The organism is Nodosilinea sp. LEGE 07088 (assembly GCF_015207395.1).
Taxonomy (GTDB): domain Bacteria; phylum Cyanobacteriota; class Cyanobacteriia; order Phormidesmidales; family Phormidesmidaceae; genus Nodosilinea.
Window position 1 is genome coordinate 1 of the sequence record NZ_JADEWX010000019.1, and the last position, 22,038, is coordinate 22,038.

General features: G+C 57.6%; 19 protein-coding genes. 9 read left to right on the forward strand and 10 right to left on the reverse strand.

Going from position 1 to position 22,038, the window contains the following annotated elements:
- Window positions 1-8 precede the first annotated feature (8 nt).
- The 5 genes from IQ254_RS33480 (at window position 9) to IQ254_RS07100 (ending at window position 9,296) form a co-directional block, all read left to right on the forward strand.
- A complete protein-coding gene (locus IQ254_RS33480; RefSeq protein WP_369011295.1) occupies window positions 9-170 on the forward strand; it encodes an HNH endonuclease in 162 nt (53 codons plus the stop codon).
- Between the two features lie 240 nt (window positions 171-410).
- Window positions 411-3,626 carry a valine--tRNA ligase gene (locus IQ254_RS07085; RefSeq protein WP_193965472.1) on the forward strand — a complete coding sequence of 1,072 codons (3,216 nt, stop codon included), beginning with the start codon at window positions 411-413 and terminating at the stop codon, window positions 3,624-3,626.
- A gap of 134 nt (window positions 3,627-3,760) precedes the next feature.
- Window positions 3,761-5,131 carry an MATE family efflux transporter gene (locus IQ254_RS07090; RefSeq protein WP_193965473.1) on the forward strand — a complete coding sequence of 457 codons (1,371 nt, stop codon included), beginning with the start codon at window positions 3,761-3,763 and terminating at the stop codon, window positions 5,129-5,131.
- 109 nt (window positions 5,132-5,240) lie between these two features.
- Window positions 5,241-8,078 (forward strand): replicative DNA helicase, encoded by a 2,838-nt coding sequence (gene dnaB, locus IQ254_RS07095; RefSeq protein ID WP_193965474.1) that lies wholly within the window; start codon window positions 5,241-5,243, stop codon window positions 8,076-8,078.
- Window positions 8,079-8,216: 138 nt separating this feature from the next.
- A complete protein-coding gene (locus tag IQ254_RS07100) occupies window positions 8,217-9,296 on the forward strand; it encodes an MBL fold metallo-hydrolase (RefSeq protein ID WP_193965475.1) in 1,080 nt (359 codons plus the stop codon).
- Between the two features lie 168 nt (window positions 9,297-9,464).
- Here the strand turns inward: IQ254_RS07100 and IQ254_RS07105 are convergent, their stop codons facing one another.
- The 5 genes from IQ254_RS07105 to leuB form a co-directional block, all read right to left on the reverse strand.
- The gene (locus IQ254_RS07105; protein WP_193965476.1) at window positions 9,465-10,226 is read right to left on the reverse strand and encodes a Uma2 family endonuclease; all 762 of its coding nucleotides are present in this window, start codon (window positions 10,224-10,226) and stop codon (window positions 9,465-9,467) included.
- A 165-nt stretch (window positions 10,227-10,391) separates the two neighbouring features.
- A complete protein-coding gene (locus tag IQ254_RS07110) occupies window positions 10,392-11,132 on the reverse strand; it encodes a DUF561 domain-containing protein (RefSeq protein WP_193965477.1) in 741 nt (246 codons plus the stop codon).
- 146 nt (window positions 11,133-11,278) lie between these two features.
- Window positions 11,279-12,454, reverse strand: coding sequence for a hormogonium polysaccharide biosynthesis glycosyltransferase HpsE (hpsE, locus tag IQ254_RS07115; RefSeq protein ID WP_228040305.1), 1,176 nt, complete (start codon window positions 12,452-12,454; stop codon window positions 11,279-11,281).
- A 235-nt stretch (window positions 12,455-12,689) separates the two neighbouring features.
- The gene (locus IQ254_RS07120; RefSeq protein WP_193965517.1) at window positions 12,690-12,902 is read right to left on the reverse strand and encodes a hypothetical protein; all 213 of its coding nucleotides are present in this window, start codon (window positions 12,900-12,902) and stop codon (window positions 12,690-12,692) included.
- Window positions 12,903-13,047: 145 nt separating this feature from the next.
- Complete coding sequence (gene leuB, locus IQ254_RS07125; protein WP_193965478.1) at window positions 13,048-14,130, reverse strand: 3-isopropylmalate dehydrogenase; 1,083 nt, start codon at window positions 14,128-14,130, stop codon at window positions 13,048-13,050.
- A 145-nt stretch (window positions 14,131-14,275) separates the two neighbouring features.
- Here leuB and IQ254_RS07130 point away from each other — a divergent pair, with 145 nt between their 5' ends.
- The 3 genes from IQ254_RS07130 to IQ254_RS07140 all read left to right on the forward strand — a co-directional run bounded on the left by IQ254_RS07130 (window position 14,276) and on the right by IQ254_RS07140 (window position 16,991).
- A complete protein-coding gene (locus IQ254_RS07130; RefSeq protein WP_313887390.1) occupies window positions 14,276-14,920 on the forward strand; it encodes a YqiA/YcfP family alpha/beta fold hydrolase in 645 nt (214 codons plus the stop codon).
- An 87-nt stretch (window positions 14,921-15,007) separates the two neighbouring features.
- Complete coding sequence (locus IQ254_RS07135) at window positions 15,008-15,580, forward strand: DUF3038 domain-containing protein (protein ID WP_193965479.1); 573 nt, start codon at window positions 15,008-15,010, stop codon at window positions 15,578-15,580.
- 52 nt (window positions 15,581-15,632) lie between these two features.
- Window positions 15,633-16,991, forward strand: coding sequence for a DUF4335 domain-containing protein (locus IQ254_RS07140; protein ID WP_193965480.1), 1,359 nt, complete (start codon window positions 15,633-15,635; stop codon window positions 16,989-16,991).
- A gap of 2 nt (window positions 16,992-16,993) precedes the next feature.
- On the opposite strand, the gene IQ254_RS07145 is transcribed toward IQ254_RS07140, so the two are convergent.
- The 4 genes from IQ254_RS07145 to IQ254_RS07160 form a co-directional block, all read right to left on the reverse strand.
- The gene (locus IQ254_RS07145) at window positions 16,994-17,437 is read right to left on the reverse strand and encodes a ferredoxin (RefSeq protein WP_193965481.1); all 444 of its coding nucleotides are present in this window, start codon (window positions 17,435-17,437) and stop codon (window positions 16,994-16,996) included.
- A 97-nt stretch (window positions 17,438-17,534) separates the two neighbouring features.
- On the reverse strand, window positions 17,535-17,927 hold the full coding sequence (locus IQ254_RS07150; RefSeq protein WP_193965482.1) for a DUF1257 domain-containing protein: 393 nt from the start codon (window positions 17,925-17,927) through the stop codon (window positions 17,535-17,537).
- A gap of 57 nt (window positions 17,928-17,984) precedes the next feature.
- Window positions 17,985-18,200 carry a DUF2997 domain-containing protein gene (locus IQ254_RS07155; protein WP_193965483.1) on the reverse strand — a complete coding sequence of 72 codons (216 nt, stop codon included), beginning with the start codon at window positions 18,198-18,200 and terminating at the stop codon, window positions 17,985-17,987.
- A gap of 461 nt (window positions 18,201-18,661) precedes the next feature.
- The gene (locus IQ254_RS07160) at window positions 18,662-19,156 is read right to left on the reverse strand and encodes a DUF302 domain-containing protein (protein ID WP_193965484.1); all 495 of its coding nucleotides are present in this window, start codon (window positions 19,154-19,156) and stop codon (window positions 18,662-18,664) included.
- A 325-nt stretch (window positions 19,157-19,481) separates the two neighbouring features.
- Here IQ254_RS07160 and IQ254_RS07165 point away from each other — a divergent pair, with 325 nt between their 5' ends.
- Window positions 19,482-20,396 carry a branched-chain amino acid transaminase gene (locus IQ254_RS07165; RefSeq protein ID WP_193965485.1) on the forward strand — a complete coding sequence of 305 codons (915 nt, stop codon included), beginning with the start codon at window positions 19,482-19,484 and terminating at the stop codon, window positions 20,394-20,396.
- 114 nt (window positions 20,397-20,510) lie between these two features.
- On the opposite strand, the gene IQ254_RS07170 is transcribed toward IQ254_RS07165, so the two are convergent.
- Complete coding sequence (locus tag IQ254_RS07170) at window positions 20,511-21,938, reverse strand: MFS transporter (protein ID WP_193965486.1); 1,428 nt, start codon at window positions 21,936-21,938, stop codon at window positions 20,511-20,513.
- Window positions 21,939-22,038: the final 100 nt, after the last annotated feature.

Sequence of the window (22,038 nt, forward strand, 5' to 3'; positions counted from 1 at the left end):
AACGGGTCATCCGTCAGCAATCCGCGACATGTCCCAACTGTGGCCAATCTCTGTTCAATGGAGAGGATGTCCACATCCACCACAAAACACCGCGCAGTCAGGGAGGAACCAACCACAGCTCCAATTTAGTGGCCGTCCATCTGGTCTGCCACTCTCAACTCCATCGATAAGCAATTGAGATTGCTTGAGCCGTATACAGTGAAAGTTGTACGTACGGTTCTGAGGGGAGGGAGGGAGCAATAAATAAAACTCTCTCCTTTACCCGACCAATCTATAGAAACGGCTATGGCGATCCGGTTGGTTGGCTGCCTGGGGGAACTGATCATCAAAATGACAGATTCCCTAGGTACACTGTCTGTATTGCGATGCTCGCTTGACAGCACCGTAGTCCCCGCGCTCCAGGTTTTGTGATGACGGCCACTGTCCCCGCCCTCTCTGCCCAGTATGACCCCACCCAAACCGAGGCCAAATGGCAGGCCAAATGGGAAGATCAGCAGGTCTTTAAGGCCAGCCCGGACCACCCGGGTGAGCCGTTTTGCGTGGTGATTCCGCCGCCGAACGTGACCGGCAGCCTGCATATGGGGCATGCCTTTGAGAATGCGCTGATTGATACCGTCGTGCGCTACCAGCGGATGGCGGGGCGCAATACCCTGTGGCTACCTGGCACCGACCATGCCAGTATTGCTGTCAGCACCATTCTGGATCGGCAGTTTCAGGCTGAGGGATTGAAGAAAGAGGATGTAGGCCGCGATCGCTATCTGGAGCGCGCCTGGGAATGGAAGGCTGAATCGGGCGGCACCATCGTCAACCAGCTGCGCAAGCTCGGTGTCTCTGTTGACTGGTCGCGGGAGCGCTTCACCCTGGATGAAGGCCTGTCCCACGCGGTGCTCACGGCCTTTACCCGGCTCTACGACGAAGGGTTGATCTACCGGGGCAACTATCTGGTCAACTGGTGCCCCGCCAGCCAGTCGGCGGTGTCGGATCTAGAGGTTGAGCAGAGGGAGGTAGACGGTCACCTCTGGCACTTCCGCTACCCCTTTACCGACGGCTCGGGCTACGTAGAAGTGGCCACTACCCGGCCCGAAACCATGCTGGGCGATACAGCGGTGGCGGTGAACCCCAACGACGATCGCTACCGGGCTCTGGTAGGCAAGACCCTAATGCTCCCGATCGTGAATCGCGAGATTCCGGTGATTGCCGATGAGTACGTAGAGGTAGAGTTTGGCACCGGCTGCGTCAAAGTCACCCCCGCCCACGACCCCAACGATTTTGCCATGGGCCAGCGCCACGATCTGCCCATGATTACCGTCATGAATAAAGACGGCACCATGAACGAGCATGCCGGGCCGTTTGCGGGCCTCGACCGCTTTGAGGCCCGCAGCGCGGTGGTGCGACGATTGGATGAGGAAGGGTTTTTGGTGCGCATCGAGGACTACCACCACACGGTGCCCTACAGCGATCGCGGCAAGGTGCCCGTCGAGCCGCTGCTCTCGACCCAGTGGTTCGTCAAGATCCGCCCCCTGGCCGACAGGGCGCTCGATTATCTAGACAATCGCCAAGAGCCAGCGTTCGTGCCCGATCGCTGGACGAAGGTCTACCGTGACTGGCTGGTGAACCTGCGCGATTGGTGTATCTCGCGCCAGCTCTGGTGGGGACACCAAATTCCCGCCTGGTATGCCGTCAGCGAAACCGGTGGCGAGATCACCGATAACACCCCCTTTTTCGTAGCCACTACCGAGGCAGACGCTCGCGCCCAAGCCACCGAAAAATTTGGTGAATGGGTTGATCTGGTACGCGACCCCGACGTCCTCGACACCTGGTTTTCGTCAGGGCTATGGCCGTTTTCGACCATGGGCTGGCCCGACGAGTCGGCCAAAGATTTTCAGACCTACTACCCCACCACCACCCTGGTCACCGGCTTCGACATCATTTTTTTCTGGGTGGCCCGCATGACCCTAATGGCCGGGCACTTTACCGACACCATGCCCTTCGAGACGGTCTATATCCACGGACTGGTACGCGACGAAAACAATAAAAAGATGTCGAAGTCATCTAACAACGGTATTGACCCCCTGGTGCTGATTAACAAGTACGGCACCGACGCCCTGCGCTACACCCTGATTCGCGAAGTCACCGGGGCAGGCCAAGACATTCGCCTAGAATACGATCGCAAAACCGACGAATCTGTTTCGGTGGAAGCCAGCCGCAACTTCACCAACAAGCTGTGGAACGCCTCCCGCTTTGTGATGATGAACCTGGGTGGCCAGTCACTCGCTGAGCTAGGTGTACCCGATCTGACCCAGCTGGAGCTCGCCGACCGCTGGATTCTCTCACGCTTTAACCGGGTGGTGCAGAGCGCGCGCAGTCACCTCGATGCCTACGGCATGGGCGAGGCTGCTAAGGATCTCTACGAATTTACTTGGGGTGACTTCTGCGACTGGTACATCGAGTTGGTTAAGCCCCGACTCCAGGGGAAGAACCCTGCCTCTAAGCGAGTGGCCCAACAAACTCTGGCTTTTGTACTCGACGGCATTCTCAAACTGCTGCATCCCTTTATGCCCCACATTACTGAGGAGGTGTGGCACACCCTCACGCAGGTGGGCGACGACCAGTTCTTGGCAGTGCAGCCCTACCCCACCGCCTTCAACGACCTGGTGGATGATGGGCTAGAGCAGCAGTTTACGCTGTTATTTAATACGGTGCGCACGGTACGTAACCTGCGGGCTGAAGCAGGTATTAAGCCGGGTCTGCGCATTGAGACCATTCTAGAAAGCGAGAGTGCCGACGAGCGCCATATTCTCCACGCTACCGCCGACTACATTAAAGACCTGGGCAAAATTAACACCCTGGTTATATTGGGTGGTAAGCAGCCGGTTTCCACGGCCCATGGGAGTGAGGCTGAAGCACCGAATCCGCTAGCGAAGCTCGGCAACAATTCGGTCGTGACCGAGGTACAAGACTTTTGGCACACCCTGTTGCCCCTGCTAGAAGAACCCTTGCACTACGCCGGGTCATTCTTTGCCGATATTCGCCGCCCAGCCTTTACCCTGCTGTGGATTTTTGCGGCGGTAGTCTTGCTGAAGTTTGGCGGCGCTCTGGTGACCGCAGTAGACAGTACCCCCGTGTTTGGCACCCTGATGGAGCTGGTGGGGATTTGGGTTGCCGTTAACTTTGTGCGGCAGAATTTGCTGACCAGGGGCGATCGCCAGCAGCTCAGCCAGACCTACCAAACCTGGCGACGCCAAATCTTTGACCCCAACACCGCCGTTCCCAAAACCCAGGCCCGCAATCTGCACCTGATACCATCGACCCCAAACCGCCGCCCCGTCAGCCCGGCCCCTGGAGAAGAAGCTGCGGAGCCCTCCCAAAAGCTCTTTGCAGGGGTGACCGGTACCGTACAGGTGCTGATTCCCCTAACCGGCGTAGTGGATGTGGACGCGCTCAAGGCTAAGGTAGAGAAAGATCTAGCCAAGGTAGAGGCCGAAATTAAGTCCCTCTCGGGGCGGCTGAACAACTCTGGTTTTGTAGATCAGGCCCCGGCTGAAGTGGTTCAGGGGGCGCGAGATTCCCTGGCAGAGTCTGAAGCCCAGGCGGCGATTCTGAAGTCGCGGCTGGCCATGCTGTAGGGAATGGGCCTTGGCTGTCTCGATTCAATCACTTTGATTTCAGGGAAATAGCTCTGTAGGGGCGCTCGGCTGAGCGCCCCTACAGAATCTCCACAGAGACATCGCATATCTCATCACATCGGGCTTGATCTTGGATGCGTACACAGAAAAGATCCCAGGCCCAGACTGGCGCAGAAATTCAAGCTTTCCTGGCGTTGGCGGTGCCCCTGGCGGGTGCCCAGGTAGCTCAGGCCGTAGTGGGCTTCATCGACACCTTGATGATGGGCCGACTGGGGGCCGAAACTCTCGCAGCTGGGGGGCTGGCGGCAATTTGCTTTCAGCTTCTAATCGCCGTGGTAGGTGGCTTTGTGATGGCAGTAGGGCCGCTGGTGGCCGAGGCCTTTGGGGCTCGCAACCAGGCCCAGGTGGAGGCGATCGCAAGGCAGGGGTTCTGGCTAGCCCTGGCCCTAAGTCTGCCACTGATGCTGGTACTGAGCCAACTGGATGGGATGCTACGCCTGTTGGGGCAGCCAACTCTCGTGGCCGACCTCGCCGCTCCCTATTTCAAATGGATCCTCTGGGGCGCATTGCCGGCGTTGGGGTTTGCCTTACTGCGGGGCTATGCCTCGGCCCTGTCCCAGGCCCAGGTGGTGATCGCTATTGTGCTGGTGGGTACAGGATTTAACATTGCGGGCAACTATGCCCTGGGCTTTGGTAATTGGGGCTTTCCGGCCCTGGGCTTAGGGGGGCTGGGGCTAGCCAGCGGGCTGAGCTACTGGCTGATGTTTGGCCTGTTTCTTCTCTACATTCTCAAGCATCCGCAGTTGAAGCAATATCGCTTTTGGCGGGGGTGGTATCGGGTTAATCCGCCGCTAATTAGGCGGCTACTGGGGCTAGGGGGGGCGATCGCAGTTACCATTGCCCTGGAATTTAGTTTGTTTGTCGTCGTCACGTTCCTGATGGGGCTGCTTGGCCCCGAGGTGTTGGCCGCCCACCAAACGGTTTATCAGACAATCTACCTGATCTTTATGGTGCCGTTGGGGATGTCTTACGCGGTGACGGCGCGGGTAGGACAGGCCGTTGGTCAGCAGGATAGGGCCCAGGCCAGGCAAGCTGGGTATGTGGCGATGGCGATCGCCGCTGTTTTTATGCTGCTGGCGACGGTAGGCCTTTTATTGTTCCGGCGGGCCATTATTGGTCTGTATATAGATGTGGACGACCCGGCTAATGCCAACGTCGTCGCCCTAGCCATGCCGATGCTGCAGGTAGCAGCCCTGGCCGAATTGACCGATGGCGTTCAGCGGGTGGCTGCTGGCGCGCTCTACGGCCTGCAAGATACGCGCATACCGATGGTGCTGAGCGGCTTGGCCTTTTGGGGGGTGGGGCTAACCACCGGCTATCTGTTGGGATTTATAGCTGGCTGGGGAGGGGTCGGACTGTGGATTGGCCAATCTATTGGCGTTGCCACGGCTGGGATAATTTTTGTGGCTCGGTTTCATCGGTTAACCCGGCCCAAACCGCCGTAGTAGGGTCACGATCGCCGCTTCGACCACCAGCGCCCAGACTCCCACAGCCCAGACTCCCACAAACGCTAGGTTTAACGCACAATGAAGACTACTTCAATCCGGCAGGGCCATGGTTCAGAATCTCAAGTTTGATGCGGTCAGCGATCGCCTACCGCCCCAAAACATCGAGGCCGAAGAGGCCATTCTGGGCGGTATTTTGCTCGACCCTGAAGCCATTGGCCGGGTGATGGAAATAATCACCCCCGATGCCTTTTACATTGGGGCCCACCGCGACATCTACAAAGGTGCCCTGGCCCTCCACGCCAAGGGCCAACCCGCCGATCTGATGACCATTGCCGGGTGGCTTAAAGACAACGGCAAGCTCGAGCAGATCGGCGGCCAAACGCGCCTGGCCCAGCTGGTCGATCGCACCGTCAGTGCGGCCAACATCGACCAGTACGCCACCCTGGTGATGGATAAATACACCCGTCGCCTGCTGATTCAAACCGGTGGCGAAATCTCCCAACTTGGCTACGACACCACCCTGCCGATCGAAACCGTGCTTGACCAGTCGGAACAGCGGTTGTTTGGCATTACCCAGTCGCGCCCCCAGGGTGGGCTAACCGCCACCTCCGATATTTTGATCGAAACCTTTTCGGAGATCGAGCAGCGATCGCTAGGGGTGGTGCTCCCCGGCATCCCCTGTGGCTTCTACGACCTCGATGCCATGACCCAGGGGTTTCAGCGCTCAGACCTGATCATTGCCGCGGCTAGACCGTCCATGGGAAAGTGCCTGAGCGCAGACACTCAGATTATGCTGGCCGATGGCAGTCTGGCCACCATTGGCGAGATCTATCAGCGGCAATCGGCCTCATTGCTGACCCTGGGGGATGACTGGAAATTCAGTCTGACCCAGCCCAGCGCCTATGTAGACGATGGCATCAAGCCCGTGTTTTTGGTCAAAACGCGATCGGGGCGAACGATTGAAACCACCCTCAGTCATCCCTATCTGACTATCCAGGGCTGGCGACCTCTATCAGAGCTAGCTGTTGGCCAAAAAATTGCCGTACCCAGGGTGCTCCCCGTCTGGGGTACTGAGACCTTACCTGAGCATCTGGTCAAGCTGTTGGCCTACCTGCTTGGAGATGGCTGTTTAACAGGGACGTCGCCCCAGTTCACTAATGAAAACTCGGCGATTCAGGCTGACTTTGTCGCTGCTGCTAGCCAAATTCCAGCAGTCAAGGTGCGGGAAGAAACGTCTCAGGGTACTCGTACACCGACATTTTACGTCACCTCCGATGGTGCAGCAGTGCAGCAGGCCAGGCAGGCCTTTGGCCAACGGCTGCGCAGCCTGATTCAGGCCAGTGATCAGCCTGCCCGGTGGTTGGCTCAGGCTCTGGAGGTCTCCCCTGGCTTAGTGACCCTCTGGCAGCAGGGCACCTGTGCGCCCAGCCCTGCTGCCTTTGAGCAGCTTTGCCACCTGCTCCAGGTATCCCCAGAGTCTTTGGCACCGGGCGGCCTCGCCACCATTCGCTGGATGAGCCACAACAATCTGACCCTCTGGCTTCAGGAGCAAGGCGTTTGGGGCAAATCGGCCCACCAAAAGGCGATTCCAGAGGTCATTTTTAAGCTAGAGAAGCGGCGGCTGGCACTGTTTCTCAATCGCCTTTTTGCTACCGACGGCTGGGCGACCGAGTTGAGCAGCGGTCAGGTTCAGTTGGGCTTTGCCAGCGTCAGCGAAATCCTGGTGCGCCAGGTGCAGCATTTACTGCTGCGGTTTGGCGTTCTGTCGCAGCTTAGACTGCGCCAGGTCAAGTATTTACAAGGACGCCGCCCCGCCTGGCAACTCGACATCACCGATGCGCCGTCGATTAAGGGCTTTATTCAAGACATTGGTATTTTTGGCAAAGAGGAGGCGATCGCCAGGGTGGCAGCCGCTTTGGTTAATCGCCGCTACCAGACCAACCGCGACCTGATTCCAGTCGAGATTTGGGAATCCCTTCATACCGCCAAAGGTGACGAGTCTTGGATATCGCTGGCGACCCGCGCTGGACTTCCCAGTACCAGCAATATCCATGTTGGCAAACGTGCCCCTACGCGCGATCGCCTCTTTGCTTTGGCCACGGCCCTCGACTATAGCGAACTTCAGCACATCGCCACCAGTGACGTGTATTGGGATGAAATTGTGGCCATCGAACCTCGAGGGATGAAGCAGGTCTATGACCTGACCATCCCCAACACTCATAACTTTGTCGCCAACGACATTTGTGTCCACAACACCAGCTTTGTTCTCAATATTGCTCGCAATATCGCGGCATTGCAGAAACTTCCGGTGGCTGTCTACAGCCTGGAGATGTCAAAGGTGCAGCTGGTCTATCGCCTGCTCTCCAGCGAAGTCGAAATGGAAAGCAGTCGCCTGCGCACCGGGCGCATTGCCCAAAACGAGTGGGAAAAGCTGGGCCACGCCATCAGCACCCTGTCTCAGATGCCCATCTTTATTGACGATACCCCCAACATTTCGGTGACCGAAATTCGCTCCCGTGCCCGCCGTCTTCAGGCTGAGCAGGGCGGTGCCTTGGGCCTGATCTTGATCGACTACCTCCAGCTGATGGAAGGGGGCGGCGACAACCGGGTACAGGAATTGTCGAAGATGACGCGATCGCTCAAAGGTCTGGCCCGCGAGCTGAATGTGCCGATCATCGCCCTTTCTCAGCTCAGCCGTGGCGTCGAGTCGCGCACCAACAAACGCCCGATGATGAGTGACCTGAGGGAATCGGGCGCAATTGAGCAGGACGCCGACCTGATCATGATGCTCTACCGCGAAGAATATTACGACCCCGACACCCCCGATCGCGGCATCGCCGAGATTATTATTACCAAGCACCGCAACGGCCCCACCGGCACCGTCAAACTATTGTTTGAGCCCCAGTTTACCCGCTTCCGCAACCTGGCCACCCCTGGCCTGTAGCGCGATATGGCGTAGGGGTGGCCAGGGGCTAACGGATAGGGGAGGGCTATTGGCAATCACAAAATAACTAATTAGTTATATAGTAAATAAAGGAAGCCTCTCGTCTTTCTACTTTTCAGTCTTCTGGAGCTTTGTGTCGTGGCTAAATCCCTTATCTTCCGCCAACTCTTCGATGCGGATTCCTCTACCTACACCTACCTGCTGGCTGATCCCAACTCTAAAGCAGCCCTGCTGATCGACCCGGTATTTGAGCAGCACCTGCGCGATCGCGCCCTGATCGAAGAATTGGGCCTCACCCTGGTGGCCACCCTCGACACTCACTGCCACGCCGACCACGTCACTGGAGCCTGGCTTATGCATCAGGCCGTCGGGGCAAAGATCGGTATCTCGGCCCGCTACGGTGCCCTGGTCAGTGGAGCCGACTACCTGCTCGACCATGGCGATCGGGTGAAATTTGGCGATCGCGCCGTCGAAGTTCGTGCCACCCCCGGCCACACCGACGGCTGCATTACCTATGTGCTTGACGACCACACCATGGCCTTTACCGGCGACTGTCTGCTGATCCGGGGCGCAGGCCGGTGCGACTTTCAGCAGGGCAATGCCCACACGATGTACAACTCCATCACCGAGCAAATCTTCACCCTGCCCGATGACTGCATGATCTGGCCCGCCCACGACTACAACGGGCGCACCTCATCCTCCGTGCGTGAAGAAAAAGCCCACAATCCCCGCATCGGTGGCCAGGCCGACGAAGCCGACTTCGTCGGCTACATGGAAAACCTCGGCCTCCCCCACCCCAAAAAGATCGACATTGCGATTCCGGCCAATTGCGTCTGCGGCCAACCCGAAGACGGCCACATGCCCACCATTGCCGACTGGGGCCCGGTGCGCCTCACCTACGGCGGAGTCAAAGAAATTGATCCCCAGTGGGTCACCGAAAATTTGGCGCAAGTCCACCTGCTCGACGTGCGCGGCCCTGAGGAATTCAATGCCGAGTTGGGCCACATCGCCACCGCTCAACTCGTGCCGCTCAACGAGTTGGAAAATCGCGTCGGCGAAATTCCCACGGCCCAACCCGTCGTCACCGTATGCAAATCTGGGCGGCGATCGGCCCAGGCCACCGTCATTCTCAAAAAGCAAGGGCTCACCGAAGCCGCCAGTCTGCGCGGCGGCATGCTCAGCTGGAATGACGCCCATCTACCAATCGCAAGGGCATAGGGCTGAGTTGGTAGGGATGGGTTCAAGCCTGGTACAAAGCACGGTCTAGAGCATCGATGCAGTATGGCTAAAAACCCGGTCTCTTTGTCACTGCCCTAACCGCATGACTGGCCTTCTGGCCGAGAAACCGGGTTTCTGTACCGGCGTTCTAGAGGGTGCGTCACTCCTTTAAAGCACCTGCTCAGGATCGATCCCTTGAGCCCGCAGCAATGCCGCTAGACGCTCAGCCCGCTGGTGTTCGGCTTCGGCCCGCTGGTGCTCGGCTTCGGCCCGCTGGCGTTCGGTCTCAGCCTGTTCAGAGCTCCACGGCAGCATATTCCCTTGCGTATCCCACCAGCGCAGCCAGTTGACGGTTTGCGCGAGTCGCTCTCCCCGCCATACGCCTAAAAACAGCCCTAGGGGTTCAATCCAGAACCGTCCAGCAGCGTCGGGTGGTTGCAGCTCATAGTGCCCGTCGCGCAAATCTCGCACCTCTAACCTAGCTCGCTGGGGTTCGTAAATGACGTAGACAGGCACCTGCAGAACCTGCTCATAAAAATAGAGCTTGCCATAGGGAACAATGCTGCGAATAGAGAGCTCGCCATTGTCATCGGCGGAGAGAAACTCCATGACAATCGCAACGGCGTCGCCTTCTAGCTGAGGGGTATAGCTGCGGCGCACAACACCCTCGGGCACCGGATTCACCCGGGGCACGTAGAACCAATCGGGCGCTTTCACCACAGTATCGCCATCGACCCCAGCCACCAGGCCAAAGTTTGAGCCTATCAGCATCTCAGGGCGAATGAGCTGAGCAGCTCCCAGGGCATCGGTCAGGGCCGCTGCCAGAGGCGGCTGTTGAATATTTTCCACCGGATCGTCGATGAGCTTAAAATCGTCGGGCAGAGGGGGCCAGGTAATCCTAGGGCCAGTGCGAGGTTGGGCTTGAACCATAGCCAGCTTGTCCTGGACGACACAATGAGCAACAGCGGGCAGGATATAGCTCTATCCTAGCTGCTGGTGCTATCAGGCTCCGCCAAATTCAACAAGAATCAAACCAAAAACGGGCGATCGCTCGATCGGCATGGAGCGATCGCCCTATCCCAAGCGTTCTAACCGTTAGCGGGCCACCCCAACTGGCGCAGCATGCAAGCTTTCCACCAGTTGGCGCACTACAGCCACCATCGCCAGCGGGTTGTCTAGCTTGTTGACCGCAGAGCCGACACCGACACCAGCGGCCCCAGCGGCGATCGCCATGGGAGCGGTCACATCCGACAGGCCCGAAGCACAGAGCACCGGCACGTTCACAGCCCGAGAGATCGCATGGGCGGCGGCCAGGGTAGGAGCAGCCTTCTCAATCAAGCCCAGGGTACCGGGGTGGGTAGGTTGGCTAGAGGTGCCGCCCTCGGTTTGAATGATAGTGGCCCCAGCCTGCACCAGGGCCTCGGCCAGGCTCACCTGCTCATCCAGGGCCAAAATGTGGGGCACAGTGACCGATAGGGTAATCTCGGGGAGCAACGCGCGGGTCTGGCGGGTCAGCTCCAGCACCTCAGCAGCCTCAAAGCGGCGACCCTGGGCATAGAACGCATCAAAGTTGCCGATTTCAATCAGATCGGCCCCGGCGGCAACGGGGGCTAAAAATGCCTCGGCCTCTACGGCAGATACGCAGATGGGTAGAGTGGTCGCAGCCTTAGCCAGACGAACCAGGTCAGCATCAGCGGCAATATCGACCAAGGTGGCACCGCCCTGGTCGGCAGCTGTAACGACAGCGACCACCCGCTGGGGATCGTAGTTGGTCAGGCCACTAATAATTTTGAGCGCGCGGCGGCTATCGAGGGCCCGTTGTAAATCAGAACGCATAGGTCTATCTCTCAAGGTTAGGTCAGTGACCTACGGCCAGGATACGCCATGTAGTCTTGGCGATGCATCGCTGGCGGCGCAGGTGCTAATTTGCCACATTGTCGCATTGCTGGCCGAGTTGCGGGCATAGAATTTTACGCCAGCGATCAGCCATCGACCATCGATCTATTGGCCCGCCGCCACTGCTGCCGCCACAATCGCTGCGCCATATAAAAGGGGCTGATCACGCTGTAGAAGTAGAGCGTGAGCTCACAGGCGGCCACCGTGTCAGTCACAGCGGTGCCACGATATCGAACCAGGTGACGCACAATTTTGCGTAGGTCGTTGATCAAATAAATGGGCATGACCAAGGGTCGTTGCCAGAGGGCTACGCTGAGCATACGGGTGCGGTGACGGCTGAGCCCAATGCTGCGAAACAGCTGCAGCAGATAGTGACGCTCAAACCGACTACTCGGAATTTTGTGGTGCATTCGCATAGCCGGGTTGTACCACACCTCCCAGCCCTGACGCTGCATGTGGAGGATCACCTCTAAATCTTCCCCGGCCGCCCGAAAGCCAATCTTATCGGCCAGGGTCAGCACCTCGGGCACACTCCTGAGCCAGGCCTGTCGCCGCACCACCATGCCCGCAGACGGGGGCAAGATTTTGCGTTTAGCGTCGTAGAGCAGCGGCTTATCGCCCCGCTCCGTCAGCGCCAGCATGGCCCCAATCCGCTCAAAGTTAGGCGGCGGGTCAATTTCGAAATCGCCTCGAATGCGACTGCCATATACTCCAGCTTGACAATGAGCTTGGCCAAATCGATGAGCCGATGCCACCCATACCAGCGATGGATTGTTATCGTCATCTAAAAATCCGACCAGAGGGCTGCGGGCAATCTTAATCGCATGCTGCCGAGCATAGCCTGCCCCCTGCCGAGGCTCAAAGGCATAGCGCAACGGCACCGTCTGGGGCCACTGTCGGCGAAAGTCTGCCACAACCTGAGCCGTGCCATCGGTGCTGTTATTATCGACCACAATCACTTCCCAGACCAGGTGAGCACCCCCAAGCTGGGCTAGCAGGCAGCGCAGCACGTCGGGTAGACGATGCTCACCGTTGTAGGTGCAGATCACCACCGATATGTCTAAAGTCTCTGCCCCTAGGGAGCCTGTGGCCAGCTTTAGCCGCATGCGGCGCAGCAGATCCTGGGTGTAGGGGGGAAGGTTTTGACCGATACCACGCAGCTCTTCTCCACCGCTAGCGGGCAGAGAAATACTAGAAATCAACTGGTTGCTCCCATTGCCAGGGAGCTGATCAACCAAAATCGGGCCGTGAGAATCAGCCATGGGCGTACCGCTTTACGCCCACCCAGTGTGCCCGTGGACACCGCTAAACTCCCTTAGAGTATTCCACCTAAAGAGTATTCCACCTAAAAAAACATCCCGATTAGGAACGCGAACTCGGCCCACTGGGCCGGTCGCGGAGAGACATCGGATAGATATTTAGTTGGAAAACTCTTAGTAAAGTCTTCTCGCGACATGACAGCGCGGCCTTGTTTGATCGGGAAGAACGGCGATCGCGCTAGTGCAACCCCGGCTCAATCTGGCTAATGGGGACAAAGCACTCGTTAGGCAACAGCACTGGCTTATCGCCAAAAATCAGCTTGCCACGGTGGGTTTTGGTGCTAATGGCAATGCCGATGGGGCGTTGCACATCGTCAGGGTGCACCTCGTAGTAGGTGCGATAAATTTGTCGGGCCGACTTTAGCAGGGCCGGGTTGAGCGCCGTAGGCAGGGCGCCGGCAGCGGGTAGCTGGGTTGACTGGCTCGAAGAAGGGGGTTGCTGTAGACCGTACACGGCTCACCTGTGCGCTTTATAGACAGACTCTAATCGATCTTTCCAGGGGTGACAAACTCTCGAAAGCCTTCTAAAGAGAACTTTACGCCAGGGCACGCAGCAGGGCTTCGCCCATGGCTTTGCAACCCACCTGGGTCATGTTTTCGGCCATGATATCGCTAGTTCGATAACCCTGATCTAAAACTGTTGTCACGGCTTGCTCAATTCGGTCAGCGGCGGCGGGCTGCTCGAGGCCGTAGCGCAACATCATCGCGGCGCTCAGCACCTGAGCCAGCGGGTTAGCCTTGTCTTGCCCAGCAATGTCGGGAGCCGAGCCGTGGACGGGTTCGTAGACCCCAGGGCCACTGGCTCCCAGGCTGGCCGAGGGCAACATGCCAATGCTGCCGGTGAGCATGGCCGCAGCATCGGAGAGAATATCGCCAAACAGATTGCCGGTGACAATGGTGTCAAACTGCTTGGGCCAGCGGATCAGCTGCATGGCAGCGTTATCGACGTAGAGGTGGCTGAGGGCCACATCGGGGTAGTCGGCGGCTAGGGCGGTAATGCGATCGCGCCAGAGCTGCGAGACCTCCAGCACATTGGCCTTATCCACCGAGCACAGCTGCCCCTTGCGCTTTTGGGCGGTTTCAAAGGCGACTTTGCCAATGCGGTCAATCTCGCTATCGGTGTAGGCCATGGTGTTGACCCCCCGCTGCTGGCCTGTCTCAGTGGCAAAAATGCCCTTGGGCGCGCCGAAATAAATGCCCCCCGTGAGCTCACGCACCACCATAATGTCAACGCCTTCCACCACCTCACGCTTCAACGACGAGGCGTCGATCAGCTGGGGCAAAATAGTAGCAGGCCGTAGATTGGCAAACAATTCTAGCCCTGCCCGCAGGCCCAGCAATCCAGTCTCAGGTCGCTGGTGGCGGGGTAGCCCATCCCACTTATAGCCGCCGATCGCCGCCAGTAGCACCGCATCGCTTGCTTTGCAGGTTTTCAGGGTTGCCTCGGGCAGGGGCTCTCCCGTTTCGTCGATCGCAGCTCCCCCAATCAGCGCCGTCTCAAACTCAAAGGCCAAATCCATCTGGCTCCCCACGGTGTTGAGCACATCCACCGCCATCGCCATAATCTCAGGGCCAATGCCATCGCCGGGCAACAGGGTAATGTGAAACGAAGAAGTCATAGCGTCTATGAAGTGCGTAGGGTGCATTCGCGAAGCCATGCACCGTTGCTGGTCGCAGCCGGTACATGCATTCAACCGACTTATCATACCGTCAGGGGTTTACCCCTTCAGCCCCATTTGCCCAGACGTTCTTGCCAACCCCGCTGTGACCCAATACCTCTATCTCCATGGCTTTGCCTCTAGCCCTAAGTCAACCAAAGCTCAGGCCATGCGATCGCGCTTCGCCACCCTGGGGCTAGAGCTGATTATCCCCGACCTGAACCAAGGCGACTTTAGCCACCTCACCCTCAGTCGCCAAATTCAGCAAGTCAGCGAATTCGTTCTGGGTCAGCCCGACTCCACCGTGCTGATTGGCTCCAGCCTGGGGGGCCTGACCGCTACTTGGGTGGCCCAACAGCCCCCCCTGGCAGGACGCATCGAAAAACTAGTGCTGCTGGCCCCTGCCTTTGACTTCCTGGCCCAGTGGCTACCCCGCCTTGGTTCCGACCAGCTAAACGCCTGGCGTACCGAGGGTACGTTTTCGGTTTACCACTATACTGAGCAGCGCACGCTGCCCTTACACTACGACTTCATCACCGATGCCCAAGGCTATGACGACGGCGCTTTGCAGGCCAAAATTCCCACGCTGATTCTCCACGGCACCCGCGATGAGACAATTGCGATTGCAGCCAGCCGTGCCTATGCGACCTGCCGCCCCTGGGTACACCTGGTTGAACTCCCCAGCGACCACGCGCTGGTCGATGTAGAAGCCGATCTGTGGCAACACACCCGCGAGTTTCTAGAACTGTAGCCGTCCTAGCGCATTAACCGTTTCAAGAACTGCAACCCCCGTGCCACAATTAGCCCAATCCCGTACCTTAGAACTTGGGTGGTCGCGGTGGAACCGTCTTCCCTCAGTGAGCAAAACCCAGCCCCAGCCCAGGAGGCCCCGACGCCTCGCCAGTTGCACAGCATCAAGGCGCAGCTTGACCTGGTGCTACTGGCCCTAGAAGCGCTCACGGGTCTAGGGTCTGACGCCATGCTGGCAGCAGCAGAGAGCCTGGGGGTGTCTGATCTGCTCAGCGATCGCGTCAACCTCTGGCGACTGCGTCAGGCCAGCCCCCTGCGCAAGGGCCAGGGCCGCAAAAAGCTCGATATCGACGAAGCCCGCGCCCTGGTATTGGTGAGTTGCCATTTAGCCACGGCCCATCGAGACCCCATTCGCCAGGCCGTAACTCGCCTAGAGCAGGCCCTGGGCCAGGGGCAGCCCCCCCACCGCAGTGCTCAGCTTGGCGACTATCTCGATGCCTTTAGCAATGCCTACCAAGACCGCATGGAGGGGGATCAGACCGCGACCACTGACGAACTCACGACCCTGGGGCTAAAACTGCTGGTCGATCTGCTGTTCTACAGCGGTGCAGGCGGCAGCCGTAAACTCTGGGTAACCCTGTTAGATCGAGCCGCAGAGTAGAGCATTTTAATTTTTAGATTTTGGGTTAGAAGAGTACTACCGAGCTGAGGTTATGGCCGCGATCGCATCTGTTACCACCTACGAATATGCCGCAGGCACCTGCGCCCTGCGGCTGGTGGGGCAGCTGTCGCCCCTGAGCCAGATCACCGGGCGACCGGTGCTGGCGCGATCGCGCTTTTATCTCCAGGTCTATCAGGCCGATGTCGATGCCGGTACCTTTGGAGCCGCCCCCAATCCGGCACTTAATTTTGAGGTCAGCGGGCGCGAGCCGCAGTTTTCTGCCTTAACAGAGCTGGTACAAGGCTATATACAAGGACATCTGAATGCAAATGCCTTGGGTGCCAGTGGCACAATTTCCTACGGCGAGAGTACGCTGCACCCAGTGGGCTTAACCCGTCATCGGCTGACGCTGGCCGGTGCTACTGCGGCGGCCCAAATCACTGAACTTTCAACCCTACAGCTCTCTGATCTGGCCGAGGTTCTAGACCAGGCTGAGGAAAATCTTCAAATTCTCCCCGAGCAAGCCAGTCCTAAGGCCGCTCGCCCGACCCGACCTAGATTGCCGCTGTGGATAGGGTCAGTCGCAGCTGTGGGCATCGCGGCTATTCTGGGTAATCAGTTTTTAACCACAGCCCCTAGCCCAGTGGTACTGTCCCCCAGCGACTCTCAACCGACGACCGAATCTCCAACCCAGGCACCCCCCAGCAGCCGAGAGTTGCCGACCGAAGATATCGCTCCCGCCGCCGATGCCGACCCGAGGCCTGAGTCCTCCGAAATCAGGCCGCCAGTAGCTGAGACAGAACGCTCAGCCTCAGCCGAGACGTCAACAACCGCCAGTCCAACGGCGAAGGAGACAGCCAGACCCAGCCCACCTCCGGCCTCTGCAAGACCTACCACGCCGCCGCCCTCGCCTCAGCAGCAGATACCAGCCAGCCAGCCGCCTACCCCAACCTCTGGTTCCCAGCCAGACCAAGCCAGTAGGCAGTCTGCTCAATCGGCTCCAAACCCACCTAGCGACCTAGCCCCAGCCCCAACCAGCCCCGATACCTTGCGTTCTGCACCGGCGCAACCTGAAAGCGCTGGTGCTGACGCCGATATGGCGGCATCTGGCGTCGTTACCGCTGAGGCCGATTGGGTCAGCACCCTGACCCGCGCGCTTCAACAGCAGTGGCAGCCACCCGCAAACTTGACGGCAACGCTACGCTACAGGCTCACCTTGGAGACAGATGGAACAGTCACGACTGTGGAACCTTTAGATGCAGTCTCTGCCATTTACCAGAACACACTCACCCTGCCCCAGCCCAACACCACCATTCCAGGTGTCGCTAGAGGTGAGGCGATCGCAGTAGACGTACAATTTTTTCCCAATGGAGATGTTCTCATCGGGTCAACCAGAGAAGCTAATCCCTAACGTCAGCCTGAGTGCTTGCTTTTGCGCTTGGCCTGACGCATTCGCAGCGTGGACATGGCCTTATCGACGGGGAACCCGGCTACAGGAATGACCTGGTGCTTGCGATCGCGCTCTAGCTGAGTCAACTCTGTATAGTCCATCCAGTGAATGCAGTCTACGGGGCAGGTGTCGATCGCCTCCTGAATAATGTCTTCAGAGTCACCATCCTGGCGATAAACCCGTGACCGGCCATAGTCGGGCTCAATGTAGAAGGTGTTGCGAGCCACGTGGGCGCAGTGCTTACAGCCAATGCAGGTAATCTCATCGACGTATACGCCCTGCTGGCGCAGCTGGCCGCCTAATTCGGGCTCTAGCCCAGTGCGATCGTCGATCTGGCGCAGAGCGCCACCTAACTCTGGCTCCAAGCCCGTTGCACTAACGTCGAGGTGACTATCAAAATTTGCCATAACGCTATGCCACACTTACTCCAGATGTCTCAGGGATTGGGCTAATACAAAGAAAGGGGCCAAGCAGCCCCTTCCCAGAAATTAATCACTCAACGCATTAGCCATTCCAGCGCTGCACTACCAACCGCACAGAACCATCCTCACGCACCTGTTCCTCGGCCAGCTGAAAACCCTGGTTCGAGGTTTCAGACAGCACAGTGTTGTAGGCATAGCGCTGGGTTACCTGGCTCAAAAAGCCTTCAACGGTGAGCGGCTGCTTCCAATATTGCAAATCAGCCACCAGTTCGTAATCACTAGTCTCGGGGTTGCGGCGAAAACCAATGTCGTAACCATTGTCTTGGGCGATCACCACATCAGCAGATTGGGTCTGCCCCTGGTAGCCCCGCACCTCGCAGGGGCCAGCTTTCCAGTCAGCACCCAGGTCGCTCAGAGCGACTTTGAGCGAATCCAGGTTACGGATTTTGGTTTTGATTTGGCTAAAGTGTGACATTTTCTGCGAATGAGGTAAGGGACTTAAAAAAAGCGGAGAAAAGCTAAATCGCAAACACTACCACTGGCTATAGGCCGCTTGAGCCGGAACGGTTTCCGAAACTCCTTGCTCATTGGGCTGGGCAAAATACTCTGAGGTGGCCTGGTGAGACACTACAACGCCCAGCTGGGCCTCGATAGCCGCCGTCACTTCAGCACAGGAGGCACCTACAATGCCAGTCACGGTCTCTTTGACGCGCCCGTCGGGATAGATTATGAACTCTAGCGTTTCCATAGGGTTACTAAATCAAAAACCGCTGACGTTAGTGCCTGTATGAATGGCTGAAATCACCCGATCAGGCATCTCCTCGGATTCACCGCTTTCAGGCAGCTAACCCGATATTAACCAAGTAGAAGGCACATCAATCACAATCGTTCATTACGAAAGTCAATGTGCTGCATTGATCTAGTGAGCAGCCACGTCTATTAGGTGTAGTGTCGCGTAACTTTTAAGGGGAGTCAAGGCAACTTTTGTTACATATCACTTCATCCTTAGGACTCAAACGCCCTGACAACCGTAGCTCAAGCCCAAATAAAGGTTAAGAAAATTAAACTACTGCTCACGACATCTGCTTGCTAAAGCTTTTATGGGGCGATCGTCTACCCAGGCTTACTTGGGTGAGCGGCTGTTTGGCTCAAGCATTCCTGGCTTGAGGCCGAAAGTTTTATGCCCACTACGTTTGAGACTTCGCTAGTCTAGGGTGCGATCGCCTGTTCTGTTAGCCCATTTAGCGCCTCTGCAACATTGGCAATCACCCGCGCACCGCAGCCCTCCAGGCGATGTCGCCCGCCCAGGTAGCGCGGATCGTTATACGCGATTTGCACACCCTGCTCATCTTGAAAAATCAGCAGTTTCTGTGGCAGGTCTATACCGATACTTTGTTGGCACTGCATCAGCGGCGTTCCGGCCTTGGGGTTACCAAAAATGACGACCCGAGTCGGCGGTAACTCTAGGCCCGCACCTGCCGCATTTTGAGCATGATCAACCGTCGCAAAGACATTCAGCCCTTGAGATTCGAGAGTTTGAATGAAGCGACTCTCGGTTTCTTCAACACTGTAGGGGCTGGGCTTAATCACCAGTCCAGTAGGGGTTGTGATCTGAGCTATCGCTGAGCGCTGGGGCATGACCTGGCTGAGCGCAAACCCTAGCCCAAAGGCCAAACCCAGTGCAATAAGACCAATGTTACGCATACCTACTAACCTGAAGACACTACCGATAGCTTATCGCTCTGTCTCTACCGAGTGAAGCGGGCTGAGTGTATAGATTGCTATGCCTACCAGCGCGGTCTTTTTGTCATTCAGCAGAGTGGCGAAACTGTTGAGATCGCCAACGATGATGCTCTTCGCCCTGCCGTCTGGTCAGGCCTGTGAATGATATAGACAAATCAGCAGATTTAGCTTTGCCAGAGTTTACCGCCTGCCGCCAAGTTGAGGTCTGGCCAGTTAAGACGGCTGTTAATAAGGCTGTCCATTCGGTCTATCCTTGTAGAATGCCGATTTTTGCCCAGCCGTAGCCATGCACAACTTTTTGCCCGTCGCCTATTTTGAAGGCCAGTTTATCGAGTTTAGCGACGCTAAAATCTCGATCGCCACCCACGCCCTGCACTACGGCACCGGGGCCTTCGGTGGGTTGCGCGGTATCCCTGACCCAGCGCGTGGCAACCGCATCCTGCTCTTTCGGCTCGATCGCCACTGCCAGCGGCTCAGCACTAGCGCCCGGTTACTCAACTACGACCTGCCCGCCGACAAAATTCAGGCCGTGATCGAAGATTTCGTGCGTAAAAATAGCCCCGATAAATCCTTTTACATTCGCCCCTTTGTTTACACCTCAGACCTGGGCATCTCGCCCCGGCTGCACAATGTCGAGAAAAACTTCTTTATCTACGGTCTAGAGTTAGGCGACTACCTGTCCCCTGAGGGGGTTACCTGCCGCATTAGCTCCTGGTACCGCCAAGAAGACCGCAGCCTACCCCTGCGCGGCAAAATTAGCGGGGCTTACATTACCTCGTCGCTGGCTAAAACCGAGGCGGTTGAGTCGGGCTTTGACGAATCCATTCTGATGAATTCCCAGGGCAAAGTCAGCGAAGCCTCGGGCATGAATGTGTTTATTGTGCGCAACGGTAAACTGATTACCCCTGGCTACGAGCAGGATATTCTTGAAGGCATTACCCGCGACAGCATTCTTACCCTGGCAAAAGATTTAGACATTGAGGTGGTCGAGCGCCCAGTCGATAAATCTGAGCTACTGATCGCCGATGAGGTGTTTCTCAGCGGCACCGCTGCCAAAATTACCCCGGTACGCAAAGTCGAGTCGTACAATCTACCGACCGATCGCCCCGTCACCGATCGCCTGCGCGATAAACTCACCGCCATCACCGAGGGACGCGACGCCACCTATCAAGACTGGGTGTTTGCCGTAGATCTGGGGTAAGGACGAACTATTTTAGGCAACCTAGTACTCTGAGGCGGAAATAACCCAGCTGTTTACTCACGCGGAAACCCTTATGAGACCTGGGGTTCCCGTTCTGCCTTCTCACGTCTGCATTTATGTACTGGGCTGGTCTTGATTGTCAGAGCTGTGGCGTTCAGATAGCTTCAGCAAAATTTCTTCGTGGACCTGGCGGGTGATTGGGTAAAATCGAGCCAGACCGATGGCACAGAGCAGCAGCACCATCGGCACCGGGCCAATAAATACCCGAATGGCCATTAGGGCTGAGTCAGACTGCTGGGGCGCCTCGCTGACAAACCCCGAAAATTGCAGCGCCAGGCTAACCAAAAACAGGCCTAGGGCCAGACCCACTTTCTGCAACAGGGTCATAAAGGCGTAGAAAACCCCCTCCCGGCGCTGGCCAGTTTTAAGCTCGTCGAGCTCAATCACGTCGGGCAGCATCGCCCAGGGCACTACGTAGGCGGTGGCCACCCCAAAGCTAATCACAATGCACAGCAGGTACAGCGCCGCCACCTGGCCTGGCTGCACAAAAAATAGGGCAATCTGGGCAATGATCCAGATGCCAATGCCGATGTAAAACACCTCCTGCTTGCCCAGGCGGCGGCTAAGTTGGTTGACTAGCACCATCATCAGAATCGCCGTGCCCTGTACCAGCAGCGCCGCCAAGAAGTACGAATCGAGGCCCATCCAAAAGGTGGCGTAGAACGGAATGATGCTGGCGGTCATTTGCAAGGCCAGCCAGGCAAACAGATAGATGCCGACCACAAACAAAAAGGCTCGGTTGGCAAACACCACCTTGATTTGTGCAATAAAGGAGAGGGCCACTTCGTCGGTGTCGGCGGGCTGTAGGGCGTTGCGTTGCACGGCGTAGGGATAGGTGCCCCACACACACCACAGCAAGGGTAGGACCGACAGCACGGCACAGATGCCCCCCAGCACTAGGTACTGCTGGCGCTGATCAGTAATGACTTGGGTAATCACCAGGCCCAGGCCCAGGGCTGCGATCGCGCCAAACAGCGATGACCCCAGGCGAAAGGCAGTTAGCTCAGTACGCTCGTCGTAGTCTTTGGTGAGCTCAGCGGTGAGGGTGGTGTAGGGCAAATTCACCACCGTATAAAACACCTGAAACAGCAGCGACATCACCACGTAGTACCAAAATCGGGCCGCGTCGCTCTCCCACCCCGGCACCACCCAGGTGAGAAAAAACGTCACCCCAAAGGGAATCGCCCCCAGCACAATCCAGGGATAGCGACGGCCCCAGCGGGTGCGAGTTTTGTCGCTGAGATAGCCAATAAATGGGTCGTTGATCGCATCCCAAATGCGCCCGATCGCCAATACCGATCCCGCTGCCACGGGGCTCAGACCTGCCGCCGTGGTCAAAAAGATCAAAAACGAAAAGGCCAGCAGGTTGGCCGTCATCCCGGGGCCAATGTCGCCAGCGCCAAAGGCCAGCTTGCCCCAGATTGAGAATTTTTCTGGGGCAGGCGGCAGAGCAGCACCGGAGGACGAAACGGGAGCAGCCATAGGTTACCTACTTGGTGGATAGACACCAGACCAACAATTCAAAGAGCGACATCAGTGTATTATTTCCCCATCGTGGCCTGCTCTACACCGAGTCCAGCTT